Genomic DNA, 24532 nt, shown 5'->3' on the forward strand with positions numbered 1-24532 from the left:
TTGAAGCAAGGTAGATTGCTGACAGGAAGTTTTGAGCCAATTTATCATAGCGCGTAGCAATACCTCGATACTGCTTGAGCTTGGCGAAGAAGTTCTCGATCAGATGTCTTGCTTTATAAAGATGTTGGTCATAATCACGCTGATCAATCGCGTTACTTTTGGATGGCATCACGATCTGACCCTTGATCTTATGGATTGGATCAATCACCCGATCCTTAGAATTATAGGCTTTATCCATGAGCCAAGTCTGACTTAACGATAAGTCCAGCAGCACATCAGCACCATTTAAGTCATGAGTCTGCCCGGCAGTGAGATAAAATCCTGTTGGGTTGCCTAAAGCATCAGTACGGGCATGAATTTTGGTACTTAAGCCACCTTTACTGCGTCCGATTGCCTGTTCTTTTTTTTCCGGCGCTGTGTTGATGAGCACGCACAATGGTTGAGTCTAGCATGGCATATTCATTATCACTTTCATGTGATAGCACTTCAAAAACTTTCTGCCATACGCCTGCTTTAGCCCAACGGCTAAAGCGAGTGTGCACAACTCTAAAATCCCCAAAGCGTTCGGGTAAGTCTCGCCATGGAATACCTGAACGATACCGATACAATACTGCTTCAACAAATAGCCTGTTATCTTTGGCAGTTACTCCAACAGTACTCGCTCGTCCAGGTAACAGATCCTTAATCTGCTCCCACTGATCATCTCTTAATGCATAGCGTTTAGTCATGAAAAAATAATGAGGACAGGTTAGATTTTCTCAAGCTAATTGATGACAGGCTCTAGATTGATATATTGAACGATTGCGTTCATTTTTTAGTCAAGATGCTTATCTTTTGGACTTTTCCACAGTTGTCCACAAAAGCTGTGGATAACTTTGTGGATTGAAACAGACTTGACAACTTATCCGGCTCAAAAGATAAGGCTTTTCTTTAAATTGATCATTTTTTGATCAATTTAATTATTTATAAAAATCAATTAGTTAAACCTGTCAAGCCTAAGGTTTTAAATTAAATCATATTTTTTTTTCTACTGCTAAAATGTAAAAAATGACTTGCATTTACAAACTCGTTTATAAATGCAGCGCACAAGTCTTTTCATTCCGTAATTTTTTGTTAAACTCTTTATTGAATTTTTCTCGCTTGTGTTTACTTAATATAAACAATGAAAATAAATGTGTATGTTTTGGGGCGTTATGGGATCAGTGGTTTGCTATTGGCAAGCTGTTGTCATTTTGCTTATGCCGGTCAAACGATCTATCAATTACGTGACAGTAATGGCAGTACTTTATTGACCAATAAGAAAAGTCGCTATAACCATCTACAGGTAGAAAAGAAAACTTATTATCCCGACAGCAATATTCACAGTTATAGCAACTGGGGTTCAAGTGAAGCTTCGGTATTGCCAAGTTATAGTAAAAATAAAAATGCCTATGACTCGATTATCCGTCAGGCAGCACAAACCTATGGTGTATCTGAAGGCTTGATTAAAGCCGTGATGCATACCGAATCCGGTTTTAATGTGCAGGCACGTTCTCCAGTCGGTGCACAGGGCTTAATGCAACTCATGCCCGCGACTGCCCGTCGTTTTAATGTCAGCAATGCTTATGACCCGCAGCAGAATATTATGGCAGGTGCCAAATATCTGGCCTGGTTATTGAAACGTTTTAATGGCAATACTACCTTGGCACTGGCCGGCTATAATGCCGGTGAAGGTAATGTTGCAAAATATAAGGGCGTGCCACCGTTTCGTGAAACTCAGGACTATGTCCGTCGTGTCAGCAGCCGTTATCAGAACTTATATGCTCAGGGAATTGGCAATACTAGTTCTGTCTATACAGCATCTTCTGATAATGGTCGTGTGATTGCCAGTTCTGACAATTATTCGACTGAAACCACCACAGCTTCCAATATTCAGGCTGCAAAATACCAGCGTCAGATCATTGCTCAAGCGGATGGCAGTTTCACCGATGCACCGGCAGGCTCATATGCCACCGCGAATGCGTCAGCATCTGCAAAAATATATTTAAGTGAATAACTCCTAAACAGCTTTGTTTTTAAAGACCTATGTTTCAATTTGCACAAAAAATATCCTGTGTTTTTTGTAGCCAAATGCTATTTTTTCCTTGAATTCTTCTCGATTTCACCGCATATTGATTTCAATGATTTACATTTAATAATCAGATTATTTTTCTGTAATAAGAGGATTTCTCAATGATGCGGATTGGTTTGTTCTTGCTAACCAACCTCGCGGTACTGGTTGTAGCTGGCATTATCTTGTCACTCTTCGGTGTCGGTAGTTACCATGGCGCAGGTGGCTTGAATCTAGGCAACCTGTTGGTCATCTGTTTTGTGTTCGGTATGGTCGGCTCAATGATTTCCCTGTTCATGTCTAAATGGATGGCGAAAAAGACCACGGGTACTGAACTGATTGACCCGAATGCACCTCGTAACCAAGCTGAAGCCTGGTTGCTCCAAGAAGTTGCACAACTTTCTCAGCGTGCAGGCATTAAAATGCCGGAAGTGGGTATTTTCCCCTCTTACCAGTCGAATGCCTTTGCCACCGGCTGGAACAAAAATGATGCTCTCGTTGCGGTATCAACTGGCTTGCTTGAGCGTATGAACAAAGACGAACTTCGTGCAGTATTAGCGCATGAGATTGGTCATGTCGCCAATGGTGACATGGTCACTCTGGCACTAATCCAAGGTGTTGTGAACGCCTTCGTGATGTTCTTCGCACGTGTCGCAGGTGATTTTATTGACCGCAATGTCTTTGGTCGTGAAGAAGGTGAAGCCCCGGGTATTGCCTATTTCGTGATTACTATTGTGCTGGATATCGTGTTCGGTATCTTGGCATCGTCGATTGTGATGTGGTTCTCTCGTCACCGTGAATACCGTGCTGATGAAGCAGGTGCACGTCTGGCAGGTAAACAAGCCATGATTTCAGCATTACTGCGCTTACAGGCAGAATCTGAAATGCCAGATGCCATGCCGAAAGAAATGAAAGCATTTGCGATTTCTGCGGGTAAAGAAGAAGGCTTTAGCCTTGCTGCATTGTTCCAGACGCATCCAAGCATCGAACAACGTGTCGCTGCATTGCAACAACTTGATTGTGCTTAAGTAAAACTTTATTTTTGATTCAAAAAAAGCCTGCAATTGCAGGCTTTTTTTATTGGATTCAATTATTCTTTAGCTGACCTATCATTGGCTGAACCATTGATACAGCGCCATAGCACCCCACCCGATCGCGAAGACAAATACAATCAGGAATAAAGTACCTAAAATATCGGGGATATGAATCCAGATCCAGGCCACCACGGGATTGCGCCAGAATGCTGATTGCTGTTGTTTGCGTTCCAGACTTTCATGCAAAAATGGATGCACCACATGTCGATCGCTATTAATCTGATATTCCTCGCGAATATGCAGGTGCACGACATCGAGCGCTTTGCGACTGGGCCGAATAAAAATATCAAAGACCGTGCCTGCCACCGGAATAAATCCTACTACCGCATCGATCGCCGCCATTTTCATCACTGGATTGAGTTTGGCACTCGGCACCCCAATCTGTTTGGCCTTATGAATGGCATAACAGGTCAGTACAAAACCGGCAATATCTCCAGCAACCGGAATCGTACTCAAAGCCGCGTCTGCCCCCACCCCTTGCTTGGTAAATGGAATACGCACCACGGAATCCATCATATTGGCAAACTTGGCCAGATCACGTTCCAGACGTATCACCTCTTGTTGGCTTAGTTTTGGTTTTTGTCCAGACTCAGGCATAGGTTATTCCAGAAATAATGCTGATTTTCTTGAGCATAAAGTATTTTTTATACGCTGATGTATCAATCTGTGAATTAAAACAATAATTTGGAAGCCACAAATAAATACAGAATCACACCGGTAGCATCGCAGATGGAAGTCACCAATGGCGCCGAAGCACTGGCAGGATCAAGTTTGAGTTTATTTAAAATAAAAGGCAGACTCATGCCGATCAGGCAGCCCATCAACACAATCCCGAGCATACTGATGGCCAGCACCACAGCGACCATGATATCTCCCCGAATATAACCCAGAATGGATACCGCAATCGCCATGGTGCCACCTAAACATAGCGCCACCAGCGATTCACGACTGAGCAGGTTAAACCAGTCCTTGAACTCGACATCGCCTGTGGCCAAAGCACGCACCATCAAGGTGGCTGATTGCGAACCGGCATTCCCGCCACTCCCCACCAAAAGCGGTAAGAAAAATACCAGCACGATATGTGCGGCAATGATCTCTTCAAAGTGTGCAATTCCGATTCCAGAGAGCAGACTGCCAAAAACCAGAATAACCAGCCAAAAGACCCGCTTCTGATACAGGGTCAAAATCGGGGCAGTTTTAAGGCTCAATTCAGTCAACGGCGTTACTGCACCCGACTTTAAAATATCTTCCGTAGTTTCGGCTTCGACAATGTCCATAGCATCGTCATAAGTAACAATTCCTAAGAGTTTTTGCTGTGCATCAACTACAGGCAGAGCAATAAAATCATAATAGGCCAAGGCTCGAGCTACAATTTCCTGATCATCTGTTACCTGAGCAGAAATGACGTCACGTTGCATCACCTCGGCAATGCTCAGCTCAGGTAAGGCCTGTATGATCTGCCTTAAGGAAATCACACCGATCAGCCGTTTTTCTGCATCGACAATATATATCAGATACAGGGTTTCCTGCCCCGCGGCCACTACACGTAAAGCCTGTATCGCTTCATCCATGGTTAAATCGGGTGATAGCGTCACAAAACGTGAGCTCATCATGGCACCCGCTGTACCTTCCGGATAGATGGCCAGATCTTTGAGTGTCTGCTGGGATTCTTCAGATAATGCGCCCATCAATTGCAGCTGTAGCGGCGGCGAAAACTGCTTATAAATATCGACAAAATCATCAGAAGGCATTGCGTCCAGAATGGGAACAAGTTCTGAAATAGATAAGTGCTGTGCCACGTTTAACTGCTGCCCTAGGGGCATAAAAGCATAGACCAAGCTCGGTTCATTCAGTTGCCTTAAAATTCGGGCCTGTTGCCGAGCATCTAAACGGCTTAAAATGCGCGCCTGATCGGCGACATTCAGCTGACTGAGTAAACTTACAGTGCTGGCGTGATTTTCAGAATGTAATTGTTGTTGGATATGCTGGATTTTTTCTGAAATTGTCGGCATAAGCAGCTCATTATAAAAGTCTGGCATTCAAGAGATGTTTGTCCTGATCCCTGTATCCTAATTTTTCATGTGAATAATTTTAATGATCATGCTGCAATATGACGATATTTTTTGTATTAATCAAATCCTCGATATTTAGCCAGAAAAAAGCCTGACTGAGTCAGGCTTTTTATAAAAAAACCATAAATTTATTCAATAATTGGTTTTTTCTTTATCAAGCGACGAATCAAAACATACATAAATGGAATAAAAATCAGCACCAGCACAGTTCCAAAAATAACACCACCAAATACACTCACCCCAATTTCCTGACGACTCACCGCACCTGCCCCTGTAGCAAAGACCAACGGTAAAATCCCTGCGCCAAAGGCCAAAGAAGTCATCAAAATTGGACGTAGGCGTAAAGAGGCACCTTCTAGTGCCGCTTCTACTACCGATTTGCCTTGTTGCTGCGCTAATGAAGCAAATTCTACAATCAAAATAGCATTCTTACAGGACAGACCGATGGTGGTCAGCAAGGCAATCTGGAAATAGATATCATTCGGGAAACCAGCCAGATAACTAAAAATAATATTGCCGCCAATCCCCAGTGGAATTGCCGACATCACGGCGGTTGGAATGCTCCAGCTTTCATATAAAGCCGCCAGACACAGAAAAATAAAACCAATTGAAATCAGATACAGCCAGATCGCCTGATTATTGGACTGTTTTTCCTCAAAGGAAAGACCGCTCCAGACCACATCGACTCCCTCCTGTTCAGCAATCAAAGCTTCCACATCCTGCATGGCCTGACCGGAACTGCTGTCTTTAGCCCGATCCGCTTCCATTTGCAATGCGGTATACCCCATAAAGCGGTTGACCACTTCAGGGCCACCACTCCAGCCCACTTGCGAGAAGTTGCTGAAAGGCACCATCTGATTCTGGTCATTTCGCACATGCCACTGCGCCAGATCTTCCGGCTTGGAACGGAATTCTGCATCACCCTGCATGATCACCCGTTTAATCCGGCCGCGATCAATAAAGTCATTAATATAACTGCCGCCCCAGGCACTGGATAAGGTACTGTTAATCGCCGATTGGGTCAGGCCATTGGCCATGGCCTGTTTCTGGTCAATATTGACACGTAGTTCTGCTTTGTCAGGATTAGAACGTTTGCCCAGATTTTCAAAGCTCGTATAGTTGCCCGCCCGAGCTTCCAGCGCTTTAAATTGCTGTTCCAGATATTGCCGGCCATTGCCATTGATATCTCGAATCCAGAAATCCAGACCATCGGTTTGTCCCAGACCATTGACTGAAGCTGGCATGGACACGTTAATTTGTGCATTGCGATTACTTTGAAAATGCTTCAAGGCCCGTTCACGAATCGCTTGTGCAGTATTGTCCTGACCGGAACGCTCATCCCAATGTTTCAACGCTACAAAACCGGTCGCGAGGTTCTGACCAGTTCCAGAGAAATTTCGCCCATAACGGATCATCACCAGATTGACATTAGCTTGTTCCTGATCCAGAAAATACTTATGGACTTCTTCACCGATCTGAATGGTATTTTTCATCGGAGCGCCTTCCTGCAATTTGATTTGCAAGCTTAAGATCCCCTGATCCTCACTCGGCAAGAAACTGGTCGGCAAAGCACGATAGAACAGCGCAAACACACCGATCAATCCAGCAAACAATAGTAGACAAATCGCCTGACGCTGAATCGTGAGTTTAGACAAATTCAGATAACGATGTTTTAAATGATCCAGTTTCTGGTTAAACCAGGACGCCCATTTTGCCGGCTTAGGATTCGGTTTTAGAATAAGCGCACACAATGCTGGCGTTAGAATCAATGCCACCATTAAGGATAAGGACATTGCCGCGACCAAGGTGATGGAGAACTGCCGGTAAATTACGCCAGTCGATCCGCCAAAAAAAGCCATGGGAATAAAGACTGCGGTTAAGACCAGTGTAATCCCGATCAGTGCTCCACTAATTTCCTGCATGGATTCCAGGGCAGCATCCTTGGCGGACAGTTGCTTTTCATGCATCAGCCGTTCGACGTTTTCTACCACAACAATGGCATCATCCACTAACAGGCCGATCGCCAGAACCAGCGCAAATAAGGTTAAGGTGTTGATACTCATACCCAGTGCATACAGCACCGCCATCGTACCCAAAATCACCACTGGAACAGTCACGGTAGGAATCAAAGTTGCACGCCAGTTCTGCAAGAAAATGAACATCACAATGATGACCAAAATCACGGCTTCGATCAGGGTTTTGACTACCTCTTTAATTGATTCTTGAACAAAAGGCGTATTGTCACGTGGATAAGCAATTTTATAGCCTTCAGGCAATTGCTGGGAAATACGGGCAATTTCGGCTTTAATCAGATTAGAGGTGGCAATGGCATTGGCACCTGACGCCAGTGAAATACCCAGACCTGCCGATGGATAACCATTATTGGTACTATAAGACTGATAATTTTCAGCACCCAGTTCTACCCGGGCAATATCTTTCAAATAAATAAAGCTGCCGGCACGATCCGATTTGACAATAATATTCTGGAATTCTTCTACAGTTTTTAGCCGTGAACCCGAAGTAACTTTGGCATTCAGGTATTGCTCGTCTATGGCGGGAAGATCACCAATCGCACCAGCAGCGACCTGAGTATTTTGGGCTTCAATCGCAGCACGCACATCGCTTGGCATCAGGTTGTATTGTTTTAATTTTGCCGGATTCAGCCAGATCCGCATCGCATATTGTGAACCAAAAACATCCACCTCACCAATGCCTTCAATCCGGGAAATGTCCTGTTCCAGATGGGTTATCAGATAGTCGGAAAGTTCAATATTGTTGCTGCGCCCCGACTCATCATACAGGCTAATTACCATATGGGTATCACCGAGCGATTTAAAGACATTGACACCTTGGCGTTGTACATCTTCCGGTAATCGGTTTAGTACCCCATTAATCGCATTTTGTACCTGCACCTGTGCAGTATCCGGATCGGTACCATTCTCAAAGCTAATGCTGACCCGGCTGCGTCCTGAAGAATCACTACTCGAACTGAAATACAGCAGATGATCAATGCCTTTGATTTGCTGTTCCAGCACTTGAGTCACGCTTTCTTCCACAGTTTCCGCAGAAGCACCGCTATAAGTTGCTGCCACCGTTATCCTTGGCGGGGCAATGTCCGGATAACGTTCCACTGGCAGGTTCATCACTGCGAACAGGCCGATTGCCATGACAACAATCGCCAGTACCCCAGCAAAGATCGGGCGGTGGATAAAAAATTTAGACAGCATAAGTCCGGGTCACTTTTAATTAAATAGGGGTAAATTGATGCAGAACATAAGCATGCTATATCCAAATATTCAGTGACATAGCACTAGAATGCAAGAATTAAACACATAAAAGCTGCGATAAAAACCAATCATGGAAAAATTATGGATAATCCCTCTTGAGCACGTTCTTGAGATTGCTCTTCCCTATTTATTAATAGCATTTTTCTAAACAAAAAACCCTGCAGATGCAGGGTTTTTTAGTGAATCAATTGAGCGGATTAAGCGCTGAACTGGTTCATTGTGTTTTTAGAATCATCACCAGCTTTCAATGCATTGTCACCAGCGAAGATTTCTTTGTGGTCATCACCGATGTCAGAACCAGCCATTGCTTGGTGTTTAACACATGCGATACCGCCGCGGATTTCTTTACGTTGTACGCCAGCAACATAAGCCAACATACCTTCAGTACCGAAGTAACCTTGAGCAAGCTCATGCGTAGAAAGCGCAGCTGTGTGGTAAGTCGGAAGTGTGATCAAGTGATGGAACACACCCGCTTCACGAGCAGCATCAGCCTGGAAGGTACGAACTTTTTCGTCAGCTTCAGCAGCCAGTTCAGTTGCATCGTACTCAGCGCTCATTAACTTAGCACGGTCGTAAGCAGAAACGTCTTTACCTTCAGCAACCCAACGGTCATACGCTTGTTGACGGAAGTTTAAAGTCCAGTTGAACGAAGGCGAGTTGTTATAAACAAGTTTCGCATTTGGAACTGTTTCACGTACACGGTTAACCATGTGAGCGATTTCAGCAACGTTTGGCGTTGCAGTTTCGATCCAAAGAAGGTCAGCACCGTTTTGTAAGCTAGTTACACAGTCAAGTACAACGCGGTCGATTTGCGTGCCTTCACGGAACTGGTATAGACCAGAAGCAAGACGTTTAGGACGGTGAAGTTTACCATCACGCTTAATCAGGATTTCGTCTTCTTGCGCTTCTGAAATGTCGATTTCAGTTGTGTCTAAGTAGCTGATGTATTGAGAAGCGATGTCGCCTGGCTCTTTAACCACTGGGATTTTTTGAGTCAAGTCAGCGCCTTCAGAGTCAGTACGTGCAACGATGATACCGTCATCAAGACCCATTTCTAAGAATGCATAGCGAAGAGCGTGGATTTTCGCGATGAAGTCTTCGTGTGGAACTGTTACTTTACCAGCTTGGTGACCACATTGTTTCGCGTCAGAAACCTGGTTTTCGATTTGTAGTGCACAAGCACCCGCTTCGATCATTTTCTTAGCAAGTAAGTAAGTCGCTTCTTCGTTACCGAAACCAGCGTCGATGTCCGCAATAATTGGCACAACGTGAGTTTGGAAGTTGTCGATTTGTGAAGTGATTTCGGCTGCTTTAGCAGTGTCGCCCGCTTCTTGTGCTTTTTTAAGTGCACGGAACAAGTCGTTTAATTCTTTCGCGTCAGCTTGACGTAAGAACGTGTAGATTTCTTCGATCAATGCAGGAACAGACGTTTTTTCGTGCATAGATTGGTCAGGAAGTGGACCGAATTCTGAACGAAGCGCTGCAACCATCCAACCAGAAAGGTAGATGTAGCGACGTTCAGTTGTACCGAAGTATTTTTTGTTCGCAATCATTTTTTGTTGCGCGATGAAACCGTGCCAGCAACCTAGTGATTGAGTGTATTTGCTAGAGTCTGCATCATAAGCAGCCATATCACGACGCATAATTGCCGCTGTATATTTCGCAATGTCTAAACCAGTTTTGAAACGGTTTTGAAGTTGCATACGCGCAGCATCTTCAGGACTGATGTCTGCCCAAGTGTTACCGAATTTCGCTTTTAATTCGCGGATTGCATCAATCGCTGTTTGGTATGTAGTCATGATATATTCCTGTAATAATATTAGGATTTTTCTGCAACGAAACGCTCAAATCACACCCTCAATGACTTGTTCAGATTTTCGACGATCCGTTGGGATAGCTAAAGATTAGTGGGCTTATGAAAATTAATCCAATAGTCTGCAAGAATCTTCAGTATTTATTTAAAAAATGAGTAGATCAAAGTCTTAGTACAATCTTGATAAATTATATTAAATTATTGTTTTATATAAATTTATTTAAAAATAAAAATGGATAAAATTTCCGCATGTTGCCTAAAAATAATTCATTAGACTTAAGTCTGGCTATGGGTTTTATGTCCTTTTATTTTTAAAAAATGCTGATCTTTGATGATTTATTCAACTTAAGAAATTCTTGGGTTAGTTTACTTTTCACTCAAATCTTGAATGCAAGACCAGCCTTTCTTATGTTCTTTTAAAGCGAAAAGATGGCTTTCATTTCCCTCTACAAAAAGACTAAATGATATTCCATTTAAAGTGCATCTTTTCTCTTATGTACACTTTGAATAATGGGGCTTAAGCCTGTGTTAATTCTGTAAACTTTATTAGTGAGCACATGGCTTTTTTTCATCGGCGCTTTACACAAGGCCCGGCAATTATGGCATAATCATCATAATTTCTTGTATTTATTCTCGGTATTTCTTTTATGAATCTGGAGCGAGTCGATCTCAATCTATTAATTTATCTTGATGTACTTCTTCGCGAAAAAAATGTCACCCGTGCAGCAGAACAATTGGGCGTTACCCAGCCTGCCATGAGTAACATCTTACGCCGATTACGCAATTTATTTAATGATCCCCTCCTGATTCGTTCTTCTGAAGGCATGACCCCGACCGAACGTGCTTTAGAGTTACAGCCACGTATTCGAGATGCGCTCGCTGATCTGTCCATGATTCTGGAACCACGTACCGAGTTCCGTCCTTATACCTCAAATCGTGTGTTCCGGATCATGACCTCGGATTATGCCGAAGCCACTTTAGTTCCACGCTTAGTCAAAGCCTTACGTTCAGAAGCACCGAATGTGGTGTTAGATTTCCTGACCCCAAGTGATGTGTCTTACCGTGATATGGAACAGGGCAAGGTCGATCTGGCGATTAACCGTTTTAATGAAATCCCGCAAAGTTTTCATCAGGTTTTGGTCTGGCGCGACAGCTTTTCTTGTCTTTTAAATAACAAGCATCCTGCCGCAAGCAACCTGAACTTAAAAAGCTATTTGGATGCACAGCATATCTGGGTTTCTAAAACCGGTATGGGTGTTGGCTTCGGGGTAAATCCTGAAAAACAGGCCGGTTTAGGCTGGATCGATCAGGCTTTAGAACGTATTGGCCAGAAACGTAAAATCTCCGTCTTTACCCGTCACTATCAAATGCCGGGATTATTGGCTGCCAATGTAGATCTGATCGCAACACTGCCTTCACGCATCGCACGTCTGCAAGCCAAGAATCACAATTTAATTCTCAAAGACCCTCCGTTTTATATTCCTGAATTTGAATTAAAAATGGCATGGTGTCCTTTATTGCATCATCATCCTGCACATCGCTGGTTACGTCAGCTGATTCTGTATGTCGCCCGTCAAATGATTGAAGAAGAAAATCGTGAATTCCTGAACAATAATTCTCAATTTTCACCCTATTAAACTCAAATTCTTCTAAATTCTTATTTTTTAAGATTATACTTTGAAGACTTGAGAGGTAGTTTTTACACCTCAAGTCTTTTTTTGTGTTAAAAATATCCCAAGATACTATTCATCCACAGGTGGATTTGTGAGCCTCTTACAAAATATCGTGATTATCTTAATACTCATCGCGGGGGCCGGTTTTTTATCTTTAACAGAAATCGCCCTCGCAGGTGCCCGTAAAGTCAAACTCAAAATTCTGGCTGAATCGGGTGAACATCGCGCTCAAAAAGTTTTAGATCTACAAGAAAATTCTGCTGACTTCTTCGCAGCCTCTCAAATCGGTTTAAATGCAGTCGCTATTCTCGGCGGTATTTTAGGTGAAGGCGCTTTCCGTCCTTATATTTTTAATTTTGTTTCCCGCTTTTACCAAGGTCCTTGGACTGAAAATATCAGCTTTGTGCTTTCTTTTACTGTCGTTACTTCTTTATTTATTTTATTTGCAGATTTAATGCCGAAGCGTCTGGCCATGATTGCGCCAGAAAAGATCGCAGTCTCAGTCATCGAGCCAATTCAGATTTTCATTAAAGTCTGCAAACCTTTGGCCTGGTTTATCAATGCCATTGCTAACATGCTGTTCCGTCTGTTTAAAGTGAATACCATCCGTGATGACAATATTACTTTTGATGATATTTCCGCAGTGATGGATGCGGGTGCACAGGCCGGTGTACTACAAAAACAGGAACATCATTTCATTGAAAATGTATTCGAGCTTGAAGAGCGTAACGTTCCTTCGAGTATGACTACCCGTGAAAATGTGGTGTTCTTTACCTTAAATGAACCGGAAGTAAGTATTCGGCAAAAGCTGGCGGAATATCCCTATTCCAAGTTTCTGGTGTGTAGTAATGACATCGACAGTGTGATTGGCTATGTCGATGCCAAAGATATTCTGGTGCGTATTTTGAATAACCAGTCGCTGCTGCAGCTCAATGAAAATACCATCCGTAATGTCTTGACCATTCCTGATACTTTGACTTTATCGGAAGTTCTGGATCGTTTCCGCTCCACCAAGGAAAAGTTTGCCGTCGTCATTAATGAATATGCGCTGGTAGTCGGAGTGATTACCCTTTCCGATATTATGATTACCGTGATGGGTGACTGGGTGACGCCTATTGAAGCAGATCAGCAAATTATTAAACGTGACAATAATTCCTGGTTGATTGAAGGCAGTACACCGATTGAAGATATCAAGCATGCGCTTGAAATTGATGAAATGCCTGATGATGAAAATTATGAAACCATCGCTGGCTTCATGATGTATAAATTACGCAAGATTCCACGTCCTGCAGATGCAGTGATATTTGGTGCTTATAAGTTTGAAGTGGTTGACGTCGATCATTTTAAAATTGACCAGTTACTGGTGACCCGCTTGATCGAAACCAATTCAGTTATTCAAGAAGAATCAGATTAGTCTGGTTCTTCCTTCTAAGAAATAGTAAAAATTATTCTAATAAAAAAATCATAAGGTGAGTGATGAATAATTCTGCATTATTGGCATGTCTGTTTTTTTATTCAGCCCTGTATTTGTTTTACTTCTTTTTTGCCAAACAGCAGAATCCCCTGCTTTTACTGGCAGCCATCATTCTGATGGCTTTAACGGTTTTCATTATTCCCTACCCGCATGAACGTCGCCGTCAAGGTTTCGACTCGACCTTGAGATTTGGAGAGTATTTTTATTGGCCCTTGATTACCTGGTGGCGTTTATTTATTTTGCCCATCAGTTGGCTGATTGCACTGATGTATCGTGATTAAAAAAAGCACCCGAAGATGCTTTTGTTTATATCTAGTTACAGCTTAGATTTTTGCTAATAAAGCCTCAAGAACGGCTTGATAGTGAATCTGGATATCATCTTCTAAAATTTTGTAGGCATTATCGAATTGCACCATAGGCCAGCCTTCTTTCCAGAATGGGAAAATATTATGCAGGTCATGGGTGACAATTGCATCTTCACGCACAATTGCTTGGGCAATTTGTGACAGTACCTGTGCAGTTTCAGCACCATCAATTGCCATATAATCAATACCGCGCGCTTTTAAAATACGGATCCGGTCTTTTTTATAACGGATTTTTTTGATTTGTGCTGCATTTAGACCCAAAGCCAAAGATACGGCTTCGACAAACTTGTCTTCAAATGACTGATTCAATGCTACTAAGGCTGCTTTATGCGCTTCCTGACGACCAGCTTTACCACCCTGACGAATTGCTGCTTGCGCCTCAGTATTTAGCTCATCCTTTTTCATACTTTGCAGGATGTCTAAAATTTCGATGTCGCTTAACGCCTGAGGAGATTGATCAGTCATAAACTGTCCTTAAAAAAATAAATCTTGAATCGGCTATTTTCGCATAATTCGTCGCTAAAAAACTAAAATCTTCATGATTAAAACAGCGCTACGACCTGAAACTGCATTTCTTCTGCGATTTTGCGCAAAATCGACTATAGTGCTTCATCTATATATTAAATTAATCTCTGGATGATACCCACTACGCAAGTGACTTTGTTGCTGCAGCAACTTAAGCGCCAATATCCGACTGCATTTAAAGGAAATCACCTGTTTTACAGTCAGATTAAAATCCGTGGAATCTGGGATAAAGCCAAGCTCTTAATTCCTTGGGCCTTGGCCGCCATGATTTTTGTTCCCATCAGTTTGATGTTACGAGATCTAGTACAGCAATCTTTTGTGCAAATCAGCGAATTTCAGGCGCAAAGTTATGCCATTTTGGCCATTCTGTTGTTCCTGATGTTGAGTCTCACCTTGATTCTGTACCAGATTCAGCATTCTTCTTATTCGCTGTATCAGTTATTGCGTCATACTCCGATCAAGATGGCTATTGTGATTCTGCTACAAGCCTTAAATCTGGTCTTTATGCAAAGCAGTTTGCTGATGTGGAGCTTATTCTTCTTTGGCGTGAGCTTTGGCTTTGTGCGCTTTTATCGGGAAAATTTATTCAAGGAAAATAGTAAAAATACTGAGCACTATCAGCTACAACAATTACGTAAAATCTGTTTTTGGGCTTATAAACAAACCTGCCTGATCCGACTAAAATTACGTTTTTATTCAAGCCATGATCCTCGGCATGCCGAACTAAAACAGCAATTAAATCACTATGCCGGGTTATATACGCGGCTACTGAAATATGAGCATCAATATTGTAAAACGATCAAGCATCTGGATGTCGACAGCTATCTGGATGAAAATTCATAGTTCTTTATCATTTTCCATTGGCCGTCTTGAAGATCTGCAAATATTGACTTTAAAAAAACGTTGATTTGCTGGTTTTTAGAATAGAAGCCACGGAATTGCTTGAAAAGAAAGCAATCATTTAGAAATTTGCTTGCCAAGCTTTATTTCGTCCTCTATTATTGCGCACATGCCCGAGTGGTGAAATCGGTAGACACAGGGGATTTAAAATCCCCCGCCCACAAAGCGTGCCAGTTCGAGTCTGGCCTCGGGCACCATTTTAATCTTTATTAAAATGGTGCAATAAAAAATCCAGCATTAGGCTGGTTTTTTTGTGCCTGCATTTTATTCTTTTAGTGCGAAATCCCCATGTCAGAATTAAAACACTTCGATCTCGCTACATTACAATTACGTCATCCAGACGCTTTTTTCCTTAAGCTGCGTTATAGCCGCTTCAAATTTAATGCCCTGCAAAATATCCAGTTTGTTATCGCGATTAATTTACTCTCCCTTCTGGTCTGTATAGCCTGTAGTATCAGCTCAGTATTTCTGGAATATTATTTTTTTAAAAATGCCACGATTGCGTTTAATGTCACCTTAATTGTGCTGCTGGCACTACTGTATCCCTATATCTGGCATGCACAATATCAGGCGCAATTCAGCTCCAAAGCTTATAGTCAGCGTTTGCAAAATTGTCTCTATCTGCAAATTCCAATTTTTCTATGTTTGCTGCTTAACCTTTATCTGGTTCATTCGGATGTGCTGGTCATCATTAGCATGATCATTTTAGCGCTATCCTCTTTTGGCGCTGTGATCTTGGAACCTCTATTTAAAAGTTCCTGTAGCGCAATTGATCAGATCAAATTGCAGAAACTCCGGCAACTGGCTTTTTGGGCTTATCAACAATCCAGATCAAAAACACCACAACAGGTTCAGGGCCACTCAAATCTGCAAGCTTATTACCAGAATCTCTATCAGCAATGTATGAATGAAGAGCAACTATTATTAGGCTCGATTCGCTTTAATAACTTTAAAGATTATTTCAACAGACATTAAAAAACCCTGCAGCTGCAGGGTTTTCTTAAATCACCATTCACGGTTGGTAATCAACTCTTCCATTTCAATCTCGAACAGGCCGTGCTCTTGCACCACCATCATCATGGCTTCAGCAATATAATCAGCGGCAGTATCATCCAGAGATGAATCCAGATCTTCAAACTGAGGTTTCATGACATTAATATCAGCCACAGTCAGATTGGCAAGCTGATAAATTTCTTGATCTGACAAACCTGATTTAGCGACTTTTTGGGCAAAACGTTCGATGTGCTGCTTGATTTCAGCAACCAGAATATCGGGATAATATTCATCATCGAACATGGGGAGAAGTAAATCTGCAAACATTACAGGCACTCTAAAGGATGACTATCTAATCTAAGCGTGCCTATATAGCATATTGTTGCTTAAAAGCCAAACAACATTGCCAAGATGCTAATTTTCAACCCTGAAGTTCTAAGCTGTTTGCATAGCCTGCCAGATTTTAATCGCATCGGCTGTAGCCTTAACATCATGTGCCCGTACCATACACGCACCTTGCTGAATACTCAATAAATGTGCTGTTGCCGAACCGACTGCACGCGCTTGCGGTTCAGCACCATCCAGAACTGCTCCGATAAAGCGTTTACGAGATAAAGCAGATAAAATCGGATATCCCATTTCTGTAAATTTATAAAACTCTTGCAACAGCTTTAAATTTTGCTGGGCATTTTTAGCGAAACCAAAACCCGGATCGATCATGATATTTTCTGCTTTTACTCCCTCATCCAAAGCATCCTGAACGCGTTGGGATAACTCGCGAATCACATCAGCAGTGACATCTTCATATTGATCCAGATTATTCATGGTGGTTGGTTCACCACGCATATGCATGATGATCACTGGAATATTCAGCTCTGCTGCAGTCTGCAATGCATTCGGCTTTGTTAATGCACGAACATCATTCCAGATATGCGCTCCGGCCCGAATCGCTGCGCGTATGACTTCAGGTTGCGACGTATCAATCGAAAGAATGACCTTATGTTTAGCTAGTTCTTCCACCACAGGCACGACGCGGCGAATTTCTTCTTCCACTTCTACCACTGCGGCACCTGGACGGGTCGACTCACCGCCAATATCAATTACCGTGGCACCTTCAGCCATCATTTCCAGTGCGCGGGCAACCGCATCTTTTTTTTGATTATGCCGACCACCATCACTAAAAGAGTCCGGGGTGACATTGAGAATCCCCATTACATGCGGCTGGGATAAGTCCAATTTTAAATCACCAAATGTCCATACATGTGGTAACAAAGGCATCAGCTGCATGATTCAATACTCATTCACAATAACCCCAATATTGTCTTATGGATAATTAAATAAAGCAAAGCTGAATAAGGCCAGGACCTAGATTTCGAAGTAATTTTTTTTAGAATATTGCATTATCTTGATTTGTAATAATGTTTTCACATCTGCCCATTCACTTTCTAAAATACTATAGATGTAGCTATCTCGAATAGTCTGTCCATCTTTACGCAGCATATGACACCTAATGATGCCATCTCGCTTGGCACCTATTCCTTCAATCGCTTTCTGGCTCGTGACATTAAGATGATCAGTCCGAAAGCCGACGACCTGAGCATTTAAATTTTCAAAAGCATGTCTTAACAAAAGATATTTACAGACGCGATTTACATAGGTTCTGTGATAGCGCTTGGCATACCACGTAAAACCAATTTCAAAACGTGGAATTTCCGTCTTAATATCATGATAACTGGTGGTCCCAATTGCTTGGCGGGAGTTTAAATCGATCACAGCAAAAGCCATCCTTTCACCTTGAGCTTGCTGTTCAAAAGCCTGAGTAAAATATTTTTTTAAGTTATGCAGATAAGGCACTGAGTTATATAAAATCTCGCCTAAATTTTCTGCAGCGCATGCGATGGCTAAATCAGAAAAATGTTCCCAGCTCAACGGTTCAAGACGAAGCTGGTAAACACTGGATTCCAGAACAGGCATATTCATTTTTGTTTTTCTTATTCATTTTTAATCGCTCAATATAACACTCAAAAAGATATGACAAAAATGACAAGCATAAAAAAACCACCCGAAGGTGGTTTTTTTATTGAGCTTAGTTCGCTGGCAATGGCGGAGGAGTCAACGGACCATCATCTGGGGTTACATCAATCACAGGATTATCTGCAACATAGACTTTCGGTGGCTGAGGCTCACGACCTTCCATGATGTCACGAATTTGATCACGATCAATGGTTTCCCATTCCATCAAGGCTTTCACCATCGCATGGGCAATATCTTTTTTGCTTTCCAAGATATCGCGTGCGATTTTATATTGTTCATCCAGAATGCGACGAATTTCACGATCAACTTCTAGTTGTGTGGTTTCCGAAATACTGCGACTACCAATACTGCCCATGAAAGATTGCTGCGCATCTTCTTCATAGACCATCACACCGAGTTTGTCCGACATACCGTATTTGGTCACCATCGCACGTGCCATTTTAGTTGCACGTTCGAAGTCATTTGAAGCACCAGTCGACATCTGGTTAATGAAGACTTCTTCAGCAATACGACCACCAAACAAAATCGAAAGTTCATTCAACATTTTGTCTTTATAATGGCTGGTCTGGTCAAATTCAGGCAACTGCCAGGTGACACCTAAAGCCCAGCCACGCGGCATGATCGTCACCTTATGCACAGGATCTGTGCCTGGCAAGCTTTCAGCAACAATCGCATGACCTGCTTCATGATAAGCCGTCGCGCGACGCTCTTCATCACGAAGTACCATTGATTTACGCTCAGGACCCATATACAGCTTGTCTTTTGCATCTTCAAAGTCATGCATATCGACGGTGTTCTTGTTACGGCGTGCAGCAAAGAGTGCAGCTTCATTCACCAGATTTGCCAATTGCGCACCCGAGAAGCCCGGTGTACCACGTGCAAGAACCTTAACATCCACACCTGTCACTGAAGGCAATTTTTTCAAATGTACATTCAGGATTTGTTCACGACCCTTGATGTCTGGCAAGCCAACCACAACTTGACGGTCAAAACGACCTGGACGAAGAAGTGCTTTATCCAATACATCTGCACGGTTGGTTGCAGCAATCACGATAATGCCTTCATTACCTTCAAAGCCATCCATTTCAACCAGCATCTGGTTCAATGTCTGTTCACGTTCATCGTGACCACCACCGGTACCTGAACCACGGTGACGACCGACTGCATCAATCTCATCAATAAAGATGATACATGGCGCATGACGTTTCGCCTGTTCAAACATGTCGCGAACACGGGATGCACCGACACCGACAAACATCTCAACGAAGTCAGAACCTGAAATACTAAAGAATGGAACTTTCGCTTCACCGGCAATGGCTTTGGCAAGTAGGGTTTTCCCCGTACCTGGAGGACCTACCATTAACACACCACGTGGAATACTCGCACCCAGACGTTTAAATTTGGTTGGATCCTTCAGGAAATCTACGATTTCAACGACTTCTTGCTTGGCTTCGTCACAACCGGCAACATCGGTGAAAGTGACTTTAATCTGGTCTTCAGACAGCATTTTGGCTTTAGATTTACCAAAACTCATTGGGCCGTTTTTACCACCTGCACCGCCACCCATGTTGCGCATAAAGAACATGAATAACAAAATGATTAAAAGTACAGGGAAACTTGCAATAAGCAACTGCATGAGCAAGCCTTGACGCTGTGGTGCTTCACCTTCGACCACAACATTATTTTTAATCAGGCTTGGCATCAGTTCAGGATCCTGAACTGCCGGACGGATACTTTCAAACTCTGAACCGTTTGATTTTTCGCCACGGATTCTTTCGCCGTCAATCACAACTTGTTTAATTTGGCCAGCATTGACCGCGGCAACAAACTCTGAGTAGTTCATTGTAGTCGGTTGATTGCGGTCACTGACGTTGCTGAAGATTAACACCAGCACACCCAGTATCACGAGCCACAATACGGCATTCTTAAAAAGATCGCTCAAAGCTTTATTCCCATTCCAATCTAATTTGATCATGCCCTGTTCAGGGTGACCTTAATACTTAAGCTGCAAATCAACTTGCAATTATCTGAAAACGTACAAAATGCACAATTTTTAACGACTTGGCAAGTAGACTTATTTTAAAGCCTTCTTGCGTCCCTGCCCGATCAGGAAAACTTCCTTGGAGCGAGCACGTGATGCCAGAGGTTTAGATGTTTTCAGAACATCAAAACTATCAACCACTTGCTTACGGAATTCGTCAAAACCTGAGCCTTGGAAAACTTTTACCACAAATTGACCTTTAGGGCCTAGCACCTTATTGGCAAAATCCAGTGCAAGTTCACACAAGTAAATCTGACGCGGTTGATCTACAGCCTTATTACCTGATGTATTGGGGGCCATATCTGAAATTACAACGTCTACAGTACGACCATCTAAAATTTCTAACAATTGCTGGAAGACTTCTTCTTCGCGAAAGTCGCCTTGCAAGAACGTTACATCGGGTAATGCATCCATTGGTAAAATGTCAGATGCAATCAATAAACCTTTGTCGCCGACCAACTTACCTGCGATTTGTGACCAACTCCCGGGAGCTGCACCCAAGTCGACCACGGTCATGCCGGGTTTGATGATTTTGTACTTTTCTTGCATCTCTAAGAGCTTATATGCTGCACGCGCACGATAGCCGTCCTTTTGTGCCTTTTTCACATAAGGATCGTCTAAATGCTCTCTCATCCAATCACGACTACTTTTAGATAACTTTTGGTTGGTAATGCGTGTAGCCATAACTCTCTAAATAAAAAAACGTCCAATTATTAATTGTACGTGAAAAAGACATATTTTGCAGTATACATGTGTATCTAAATCTAGGAGTTTTGCTCGTTATGAAGAGATATTGGAAATGATTATTTCCTGATAATTTAAAGCGTTTGTTTTTTGCTTTTGCTATACTAAGCCGTTTTAAAATTCAGGTTATCTCTCATGGCGTCTTTATCTATTCAGGAACGTAAGCGTTTACGTCAAATCGGACATGCTTTAAACCCGGTCGTTATGCTGGGTGACAAAGGCCTGACTGAAAATGTCATCGAAGAATTGGCGCGTGCTTTAAACGATCACGAACTGATTAAAGTGAAAATCGTAGCTGAAGATCGCGAAGCGCGTGCAGCACTGATTGTTGAAATTTCAGAAGCGACTGGTGCTGAAGTAGTTCAGACTATTGGTAAAATTGCGCTGCTTTACAAGAAAGCTGCGAAACAAAACCAAAAATTGTCCAACCTTGTCCGCTTCGCTCATTTGTCTAACTAAGTACAGGACTTATGGCAAGTTACGAACTTAGCGCATTTGATCGCCGTTTTCAGGCCATCTCTCTGGTTGCCGCCATCGAACAGCAAGGCCCATGCAATTTAAATGTGGGCTTCTGGATCCGTGATCCCAATCAGTACATCTTGTGGCCCGACATGGTGACGGCACATCCCCGTCAGGATTTCCTGTGGGAACAGACCTGCTTTGAAATTTTTATTGGGGTTCAGGGCGAAGATTTTTATCGTGAGATTAATCTTTCCCCTTCTCAAGCCTGGCAGGCTTATCAATTCGAAGAATACCGTTATCCTGAAGAGATGCCACCGCAAGCTGCGGATGATATTGAGCTGAACCAGCTCAAACGTACGCATTATGGTCTCAATGTCAGTGTGGATCTGACTGATTTTATGGCAACACATAAACTGAAATGGGAAAACTTGTTCCTGGGTTTATCTGCTGTTTTAAAAACCTCACAAGGTGATCAATACTATGCCATGCAGCATAGTAGTCCTCAGGCAGATTTTCATAATAAACGTGACTGGTTGCATGTATTTTAAATAGATTGACGCTGTGCATCAGCTATTTAAAGTGTAACAGGCGAATAAAACGTGAGACTTAAAGTCTCACGTTTTTGTTTATTGCTCAACAATGATTGATCCTCTGTATAATTATTTTAGATTTTTTATTGTTTTCAACGTTCATATTTTAATGATGTAGATGATGCTGCTCCTGAATAGATTTCACAGCAGCATAAAGAATAAAAGCAAAAGTAATGATCATCAGAAGAATGGTCCCAAACACCAGTCCCAGCACTCCCAAACATAATACGATTACACCCAGATAAAGTATGCGCCCCAATCCGCTTTCCAGATTCAGTAGCATGATCAATATCAGTAAAATAAGTACACCTACAAAATGCTGTTGCATCGTGACCCCCTTTAATTGTTATTGTGAGTCCGTTTTGCTGCATAAAGACAAAGGAGAACATTGATTGTTCTCCTTTTTAAATAGCGGCCTTTCAGCGCAGCCTAACTTTTCAGCTCAGGACTTTTGTCTGAGCTCTCTGTTTTCACCACGGGTTTGACTTTTTTCAGTACTTCAATGGTACTGTCCTTAGAACGTTTAAAAGTATCGGTCAGATGTTCCTTATGCTTGGTCGAAATCTGACTGACATCTTCTTTCAGTTCTTTACCCAGATTGGATAAGTCTTCGACGACAGCGTTGAATTCTGTCTTGATAAAGCTTTTTAATTCGGTTAATTCTTTCTGTGAACCGAAAATCTGCTCCTTCAAAGTATCAATACGCTGTAACACCTCCTGCTTAAATTGACGCAACTGTTCCTGCACAGTATCGCTTAACTGTTTGGCTTCAACTTCAAGCTTTTCCTTACTTTCCTCGATGGTTTCAATTGCCTGATCTTTAGCTTCGACTGCTACTTTTTCAAGCTTCTCGGCAGTTTCAGTCACCACGCTCGGAGTGATTTTTTTAGATGTAGTAGATCTAGGTGCTGTAGCCATGTGTCTTGTTCCTATTGTTATATCGACTAAGCTATATTAGTAGATATGATAAAAATTAAGATTTGATTTGTCTGACAATTATTAATTGCTTACATTTTTTCACATTGCTTACAAAACAGACTTCCATGCAAAAAGCAAGCCATTTATCTCATACTTTCGCTGCAAAGCCGTTGGACTTTGGGGGTCATTCTGCGTATAATGCCGTGTTAAGTTCAAGCGAGCAGACATAGGAGGGTAGGTTTAAAAAATAGCCTTCCTTTTTTTTCGTCTTCTCGCTTTTTTACAGCCTAAATTTCAGGAGCTTTGGTTTGAGCACCCCAGCAATTTTAGCCCTTGCCGACGGAACTATCTTTAAAGGTACTTCGATTGGCGCATCGGGTAGTACGACTGGTGAAGTCGTTTTCAACACTGCCATGACTGGCTATCAAGAAATTTTGACTGACCCGAGTTATGCACAGCAACTTGTGACACTGACTTACCCACATATCGGTAACACAGGCTGCAATGAAGAAGACGCTGAATCAGGTCGTATTCATAAGGTTTGGGCGAACGGATTGATCATTCGCGACCTGCCTTTACTGCACAGTAACTTCCGTTCAACCCAATCATTAGCTGAATATTTGGTACAACACAATGTTGTGGCAATTGCGGATATCGACACGCGTAAACTGACACGTATCCTACGTGACAAAGGTGCGCAAAATGGGTGTATCCTTGCTGGCGAAAATATCACTGAAGCTGAAGCGCTTGAAAAAGCACGTGCATTTGGTGGTTTAAACGGTTTAGACCTGGCAAAAGAATGTTGTGACCCTGAAGGTTTTGAATGGACTGAGGGCTCTTGGACATTAGGCAAAGGTTTCTCTCAACCAGAAGCTAAATTCCATGTTGTTGCATACGATTACGGTGTCAAAACCAACATCTTACGTATGCTCGCAGACCGCGGTTGTAAACTGACTGTTGTGCCGGCGCAAACTCCTGCTGCTGATGTACTTGCACTGAATCCAGATGGCGTGTTCTTATCGAACGGTCCTGGCGATCCAGCTGCATGTGACTACGCAATTGAAGCTGTAAAAACAATTGTAGAAACCACTGAAATTCCAGTATTTGGTATCTGTCTGGGTCACCAGATTCTTGCGCTTGCAAGTGGTGCTAAAACCTTAAAAATGCCTCACGGCCACCACGGTGCTAACCATCCTGTACAAAATCTAGATAATGGTACAGTGATGATTACTTCTCAGAACCATGGCTTCGCAGTCGATGAAAGCAATCTGCCTGATGTGTTGCGTGTAACGCATCGCTCACTGTTTGATGGCACCAACCAAGGTATTCATCGTACAGACAAACCTGCGTTCAGCTTCCAGGGTCACCCTGAAGCAAGCCCGGGTCCACATGACTGCGCACCATTGTTCGATCATTTCATCGAACTTATCGAAGCATCTAAGAAGTAATTAAGGAAGC

At 42.6% G+C, this 24532-nt stretch carries 22 protein-coding genes, 1 tRNA gene and 1 pseudogene; 11 read left to right on the forward strand and 13 right to left on the reverse strand.

Annotation, left to right across the window (positions count from 1 at the left end; genetic code table 11):
• Nucleotides 1–728: pseudogene (locus BFN00_RS15925) on the reverse strand (IS5 family transposase); the annotation flags it as partial.
• Between the two features lie 434 nt (nucleotides 729–1162).
• Between BFN00_RS15925 and BFN00_RS05585 the strand changes: the two are divergent.
• A complete protein-coding gene (locus BFN00_RS05585; protein WP_071850722.1) occupies nucleotides 1163–2035 on the forward strand; it encodes a lytic transglycosylase domain-containing protein in 873 nt (290 codons plus the stop codon).
• 176 nt (nucleotides 2036–2211) lie between these two features.
• The gene (gene htpX, locus BFN00_RS05590) at nucleotides 2212–3117 is read left to right on the forward strand and encodes a protease HtpX (protein WP_004280540.1); all 906 of its coding nucleotides are present in this window, start codon (nucleotides 2212–2214) and stop codon (nucleotides 3115–3117) included.
• An 81-nt stretch (nucleotides 3118–3198) separates the two neighbouring features.
• Here htpX and BFN00_RS05595 read toward each other — a convergent pair whose 3' ends face one another.
• The 4 genes from BFN00_RS05595 to BFN00_RS05610 form a co-directional block, all read right to left on the reverse strand.
• Nucleotides 3199–3780 (reverse strand): DUF4112 domain-containing protein, encoded by a 582-nt coding sequence (locus tag BFN00_RS05595; RefSeq protein ID WP_004280542.1) that lies wholly within the window; start codon nucleotides 3778–3780, stop codon nucleotides 3199–3201.
• A 74-nt stretch (nucleotides 3781–3854) separates the two neighbouring features.
• Nucleotides 3855–5195 carry a magnesium transporter gene (gene mgtE, locus BFN00_RS05600; protein ID WP_005103935.1) on the reverse strand — a complete coding sequence of 447 codons (1341 nt, stop codon included), beginning with the start codon at nucleotides 5193–5195 and terminating at the stop codon, nucleotides 3855–3857.
• Nucleotides 5196–5383: 188 nt separating this feature from the next.
• Nucleotides 5384–8482 (reverse strand): multidrug efflux RND transporter permease subunit, encoded by a 3099-nt coding sequence (locus BFN00_RS05605; RefSeq protein ID WP_071850723.1) that lies wholly within the window; start codon nucleotides 8480–8482, stop codon nucleotides 5384–5386.
• A 257-nt stretch (nucleotides 8483–8739) separates the two neighbouring features.
• Nucleotides 8740–10341, reverse strand: a complete 1602-nt coding sequence (locus BFN00_RS05610) for an isocitrate lyase (protein WP_004280550.1) — start codon at nucleotides 10339–10341, stop codon at nucleotides 8740–8742.
• A gap of 661 nt (nucleotides 10342–11002) precedes the next feature.
• Here BFN00_RS05610 and BFN00_RS05615 point away from each other — a divergent pair.
• From BFN00_RS05615 to BFN00_RS05625, 3 genes are all read left to right on the forward strand, one after another.
• Complete coding sequence (locus BFN00_RS05615) at nucleotides 11003–11992, forward strand: LysR family transcriptional regulator (protein WP_071850724.1); 990 nt, start codon at nucleotides 11003–11005, stop codon at nucleotides 11990–11992.
• Between the two features lie 127 nt (nucleotides 11993–12119).
• Entirely contained in the window at nucleotides 12120–13442 is a 1323-nt protein-coding gene (gene paeA, locus BFN00_RS05620; RefSeq protein WP_005265856.1) for a polyamine export protein PaeA, read from the forward strand.
• A 62-nt stretch (nucleotides 13443–13504) separates the two neighbouring features.
• Nucleotides 13505–13783, forward strand: a complete 279-nt coding sequence (locus BFN00_RS05625; protein ID WP_071850725.1) for a hypothetical protein — start codon at nucleotides 13505–13507, stop codon at nucleotides 13781–13783.
• Nucleotides 13784–13825: 42 nt separating this feature from the next.
• Here the strand turns inward: BFN00_RS05625 and BFN00_RS05630 are convergent, their stop codons facing one another.
• The gene (locus BFN00_RS05630) at nucleotides 13826–14332 is read right to left on the reverse strand and encodes a hypothetical protein (RefSeq protein ID WP_004280554.1); all 507 of its coding nucleotides are present in this window, start codon (nucleotides 14330–14332) and stop codon (nucleotides 13826–13828) included.
• A gap of 171 nt (nucleotides 14333–14503) precedes the next feature.
• Between BFN00_RS05630 and BFN00_RS05635 the strand changes: the two genes are divergently transcribed.
• The 3 genes from BFN00_RS05635 to BFN00_RS05645 all read left to right on the forward strand — a co-directional run bounded on the left by BFN00_RS05635 (nucleotide 14504) and on the right by BFN00_RS05645 (nucleotide 16267).
• Entirely contained in the window at nucleotides 14504–15235 is a 732-nt protein-coding gene (locus BFN00_RS05635; RefSeq protein ID WP_071850726.1) for a hypothetical protein, read from the forward strand.
• 168 nt (nucleotides 15236–15403) lie between these two features.
• Nucleotides 15404–15489, forward strand: a tRNA-Leu gene (locus tag BFN00_RS05640).
• 91 nt (nucleotides 15490–15580) lie between these two features.
• Nucleotides 15581–16267 carry a hypothetical protein gene (locus tag BFN00_RS05645; RefSeq protein ID WP_071850727.1) on the forward strand — a complete coding sequence of 229 codons (687 nt, stop codon included), beginning with the start codon at nucleotides 15581–15583 and terminating at the stop codon, nucleotides 16265–16267.
• A 30-nt stretch (nucleotides 16268–16297) separates the two neighbouring features.
• Here the strand turns inward: BFN00_RS05645 and BFN00_RS05650 are convergent, their stop codons facing one another.
• The 5 genes from BFN00_RS05650 to rlmE all read right to left on the reverse strand — a co-directional run bounded on the left by BFN00_RS05650 (nucleotide 16298) and on the right by rlmE (nucleotide 21044).
• The gene (locus BFN00_RS05650; protein WP_071850728.1) at nucleotides 16298–16612 is read right to left on the reverse strand and encodes a DUF5713 family protein; all 315 of its coding nucleotides are present in this window, start codon (nucleotides 16610–16612) and stop codon (nucleotides 16298–16300) included.
• A 108-nt stretch (nucleotides 16613–16720) separates the two neighbouring features.
• Nucleotides 16721–17572, reverse strand: coding sequence for a dihydropteroate synthase (gene folP, locus BFN00_RS05655; RefSeq protein WP_071850729.1), 852 nt, complete (start codon nucleotides 17570–17572; stop codon nucleotides 16721–16723).
• Between the two features lie 78 nt (nucleotides 17573–17650).
• Nucleotides 17651–18265 (reverse strand): GNAT family N-acetyltransferase, encoded by a 615-nt coding sequence (locus BFN00_RS05660; RefSeq protein ID WP_071850730.1) that lies wholly within the window; start codon nucleotides 18263–18265, stop codon nucleotides 17651–17653.
• A 106-nt stretch (nucleotides 18266–18371) separates the two neighbouring features.
• Nucleotides 18372–20261 carry an ATP-dependent zinc metalloprotease FtsH gene (ftsH, locus tag BFN00_RS05665; RefSeq protein WP_004280565.1) on the reverse strand — a complete coding sequence of 630 codons (1890 nt, stop codon included), beginning with the start codon at nucleotides 20259–20261 and terminating at the stop codon, nucleotides 18372–18374.
• A 132-nt stretch (nucleotides 20262–20393) separates the two neighbouring features.
• Nucleotides 20394–21044 carry a 23S rRNA (uridine(2552)-2'-O)-methyltransferase RlmE gene (gene rlmE / locus BFN00_RS05670; RefSeq protein WP_004645756.1) on the reverse strand — a complete coding sequence of 217 codons (651 nt, stop codon included), beginning with the start codon at nucleotides 21042–21044 and terminating at the stop codon, nucleotides 20394–20396.
• Between the two features lie 195 nt (nucleotides 21045–21239).
• On the opposite strand from rlmE, the gene yhbY reads away from it, so the two are divergent.
• Both yhbY and BFN00_RS05680 read left to right on the forward strand, forming a co-directional pair.
• Nucleotides 21240–21563, forward strand: coding sequence for a ribosome assembly RNA-binding protein YhbY (yhbY, locus tag BFN00_RS05675; RefSeq protein ID WP_004645757.1), 324 nt, complete (start codon nucleotides 21240–21242; stop codon nucleotides 21561–21563).
• Between the two features lie 11 nt (nucleotides 21564–21574).
• Nucleotides 21575–22114, forward strand: coding sequence for a DOMON-like domain-containing protein (locus BFN00_RS05680; RefSeq protein ID WP_004645758.1), 540 nt, complete (start codon nucleotides 21575–21577; stop codon nucleotides 22112–22114).
• A gap of 148 nt (nucleotides 22115–22262) precedes the next feature.
• On the opposite strand, the gene BFN00_RS05685 is transcribed toward BFN00_RS05680, so the two are convergent.
• A complete protein-coding gene (locus tag BFN00_RS05685) occupies nucleotides 22263–22484 on the reverse strand; it encodes a hypothetical protein (protein ID WP_004280572.1) in 222 nt (73 codons plus the stop codon).
• A 101-nt stretch (nucleotides 22485–22585) separates the two neighbouring features.
• Nucleotides 22586–23074 carry a hypothetical protein gene (locus tag BFN00_RS05690; protein WP_071850731.1) on the reverse strand — a complete coding sequence of 163 codons (489 nt, stop codon included), beginning with the start codon at nucleotides 23072–23074 and terminating at the stop codon, nucleotides 22586–22588.
• A 308-nt stretch (nucleotides 23075–23382) separates the two neighbouring features.
• On the opposite strand from BFN00_RS05690, the gene carA reads away from it, so the two are divergent.
• The gene (gene carA, locus BFN00_RS05695; RefSeq protein ID WP_004280574.1) at nucleotides 23383–24522 is read left to right on the forward strand and encodes a glutamine-hydrolyzing carbamoyl-phosphate synthase small subunit; all 1140 of its coding nucleotides are present in this window, start codon (nucleotides 23383–23385) and stop codon (nucleotides 24520–24522) included.
• Nucleotides 24523–24532: the final 10 nt, after the last annotated feature.

The organism is Acinetobacter sp. AR2-3 (genome assembly GCF_001878775.1).
GTDB lineage: Bacteria > Pseudomonadota > Gammaproteobacteria > Pseudomonadales > Moraxellaceae > Acinetobacter > Acinetobacter lwoffii_D.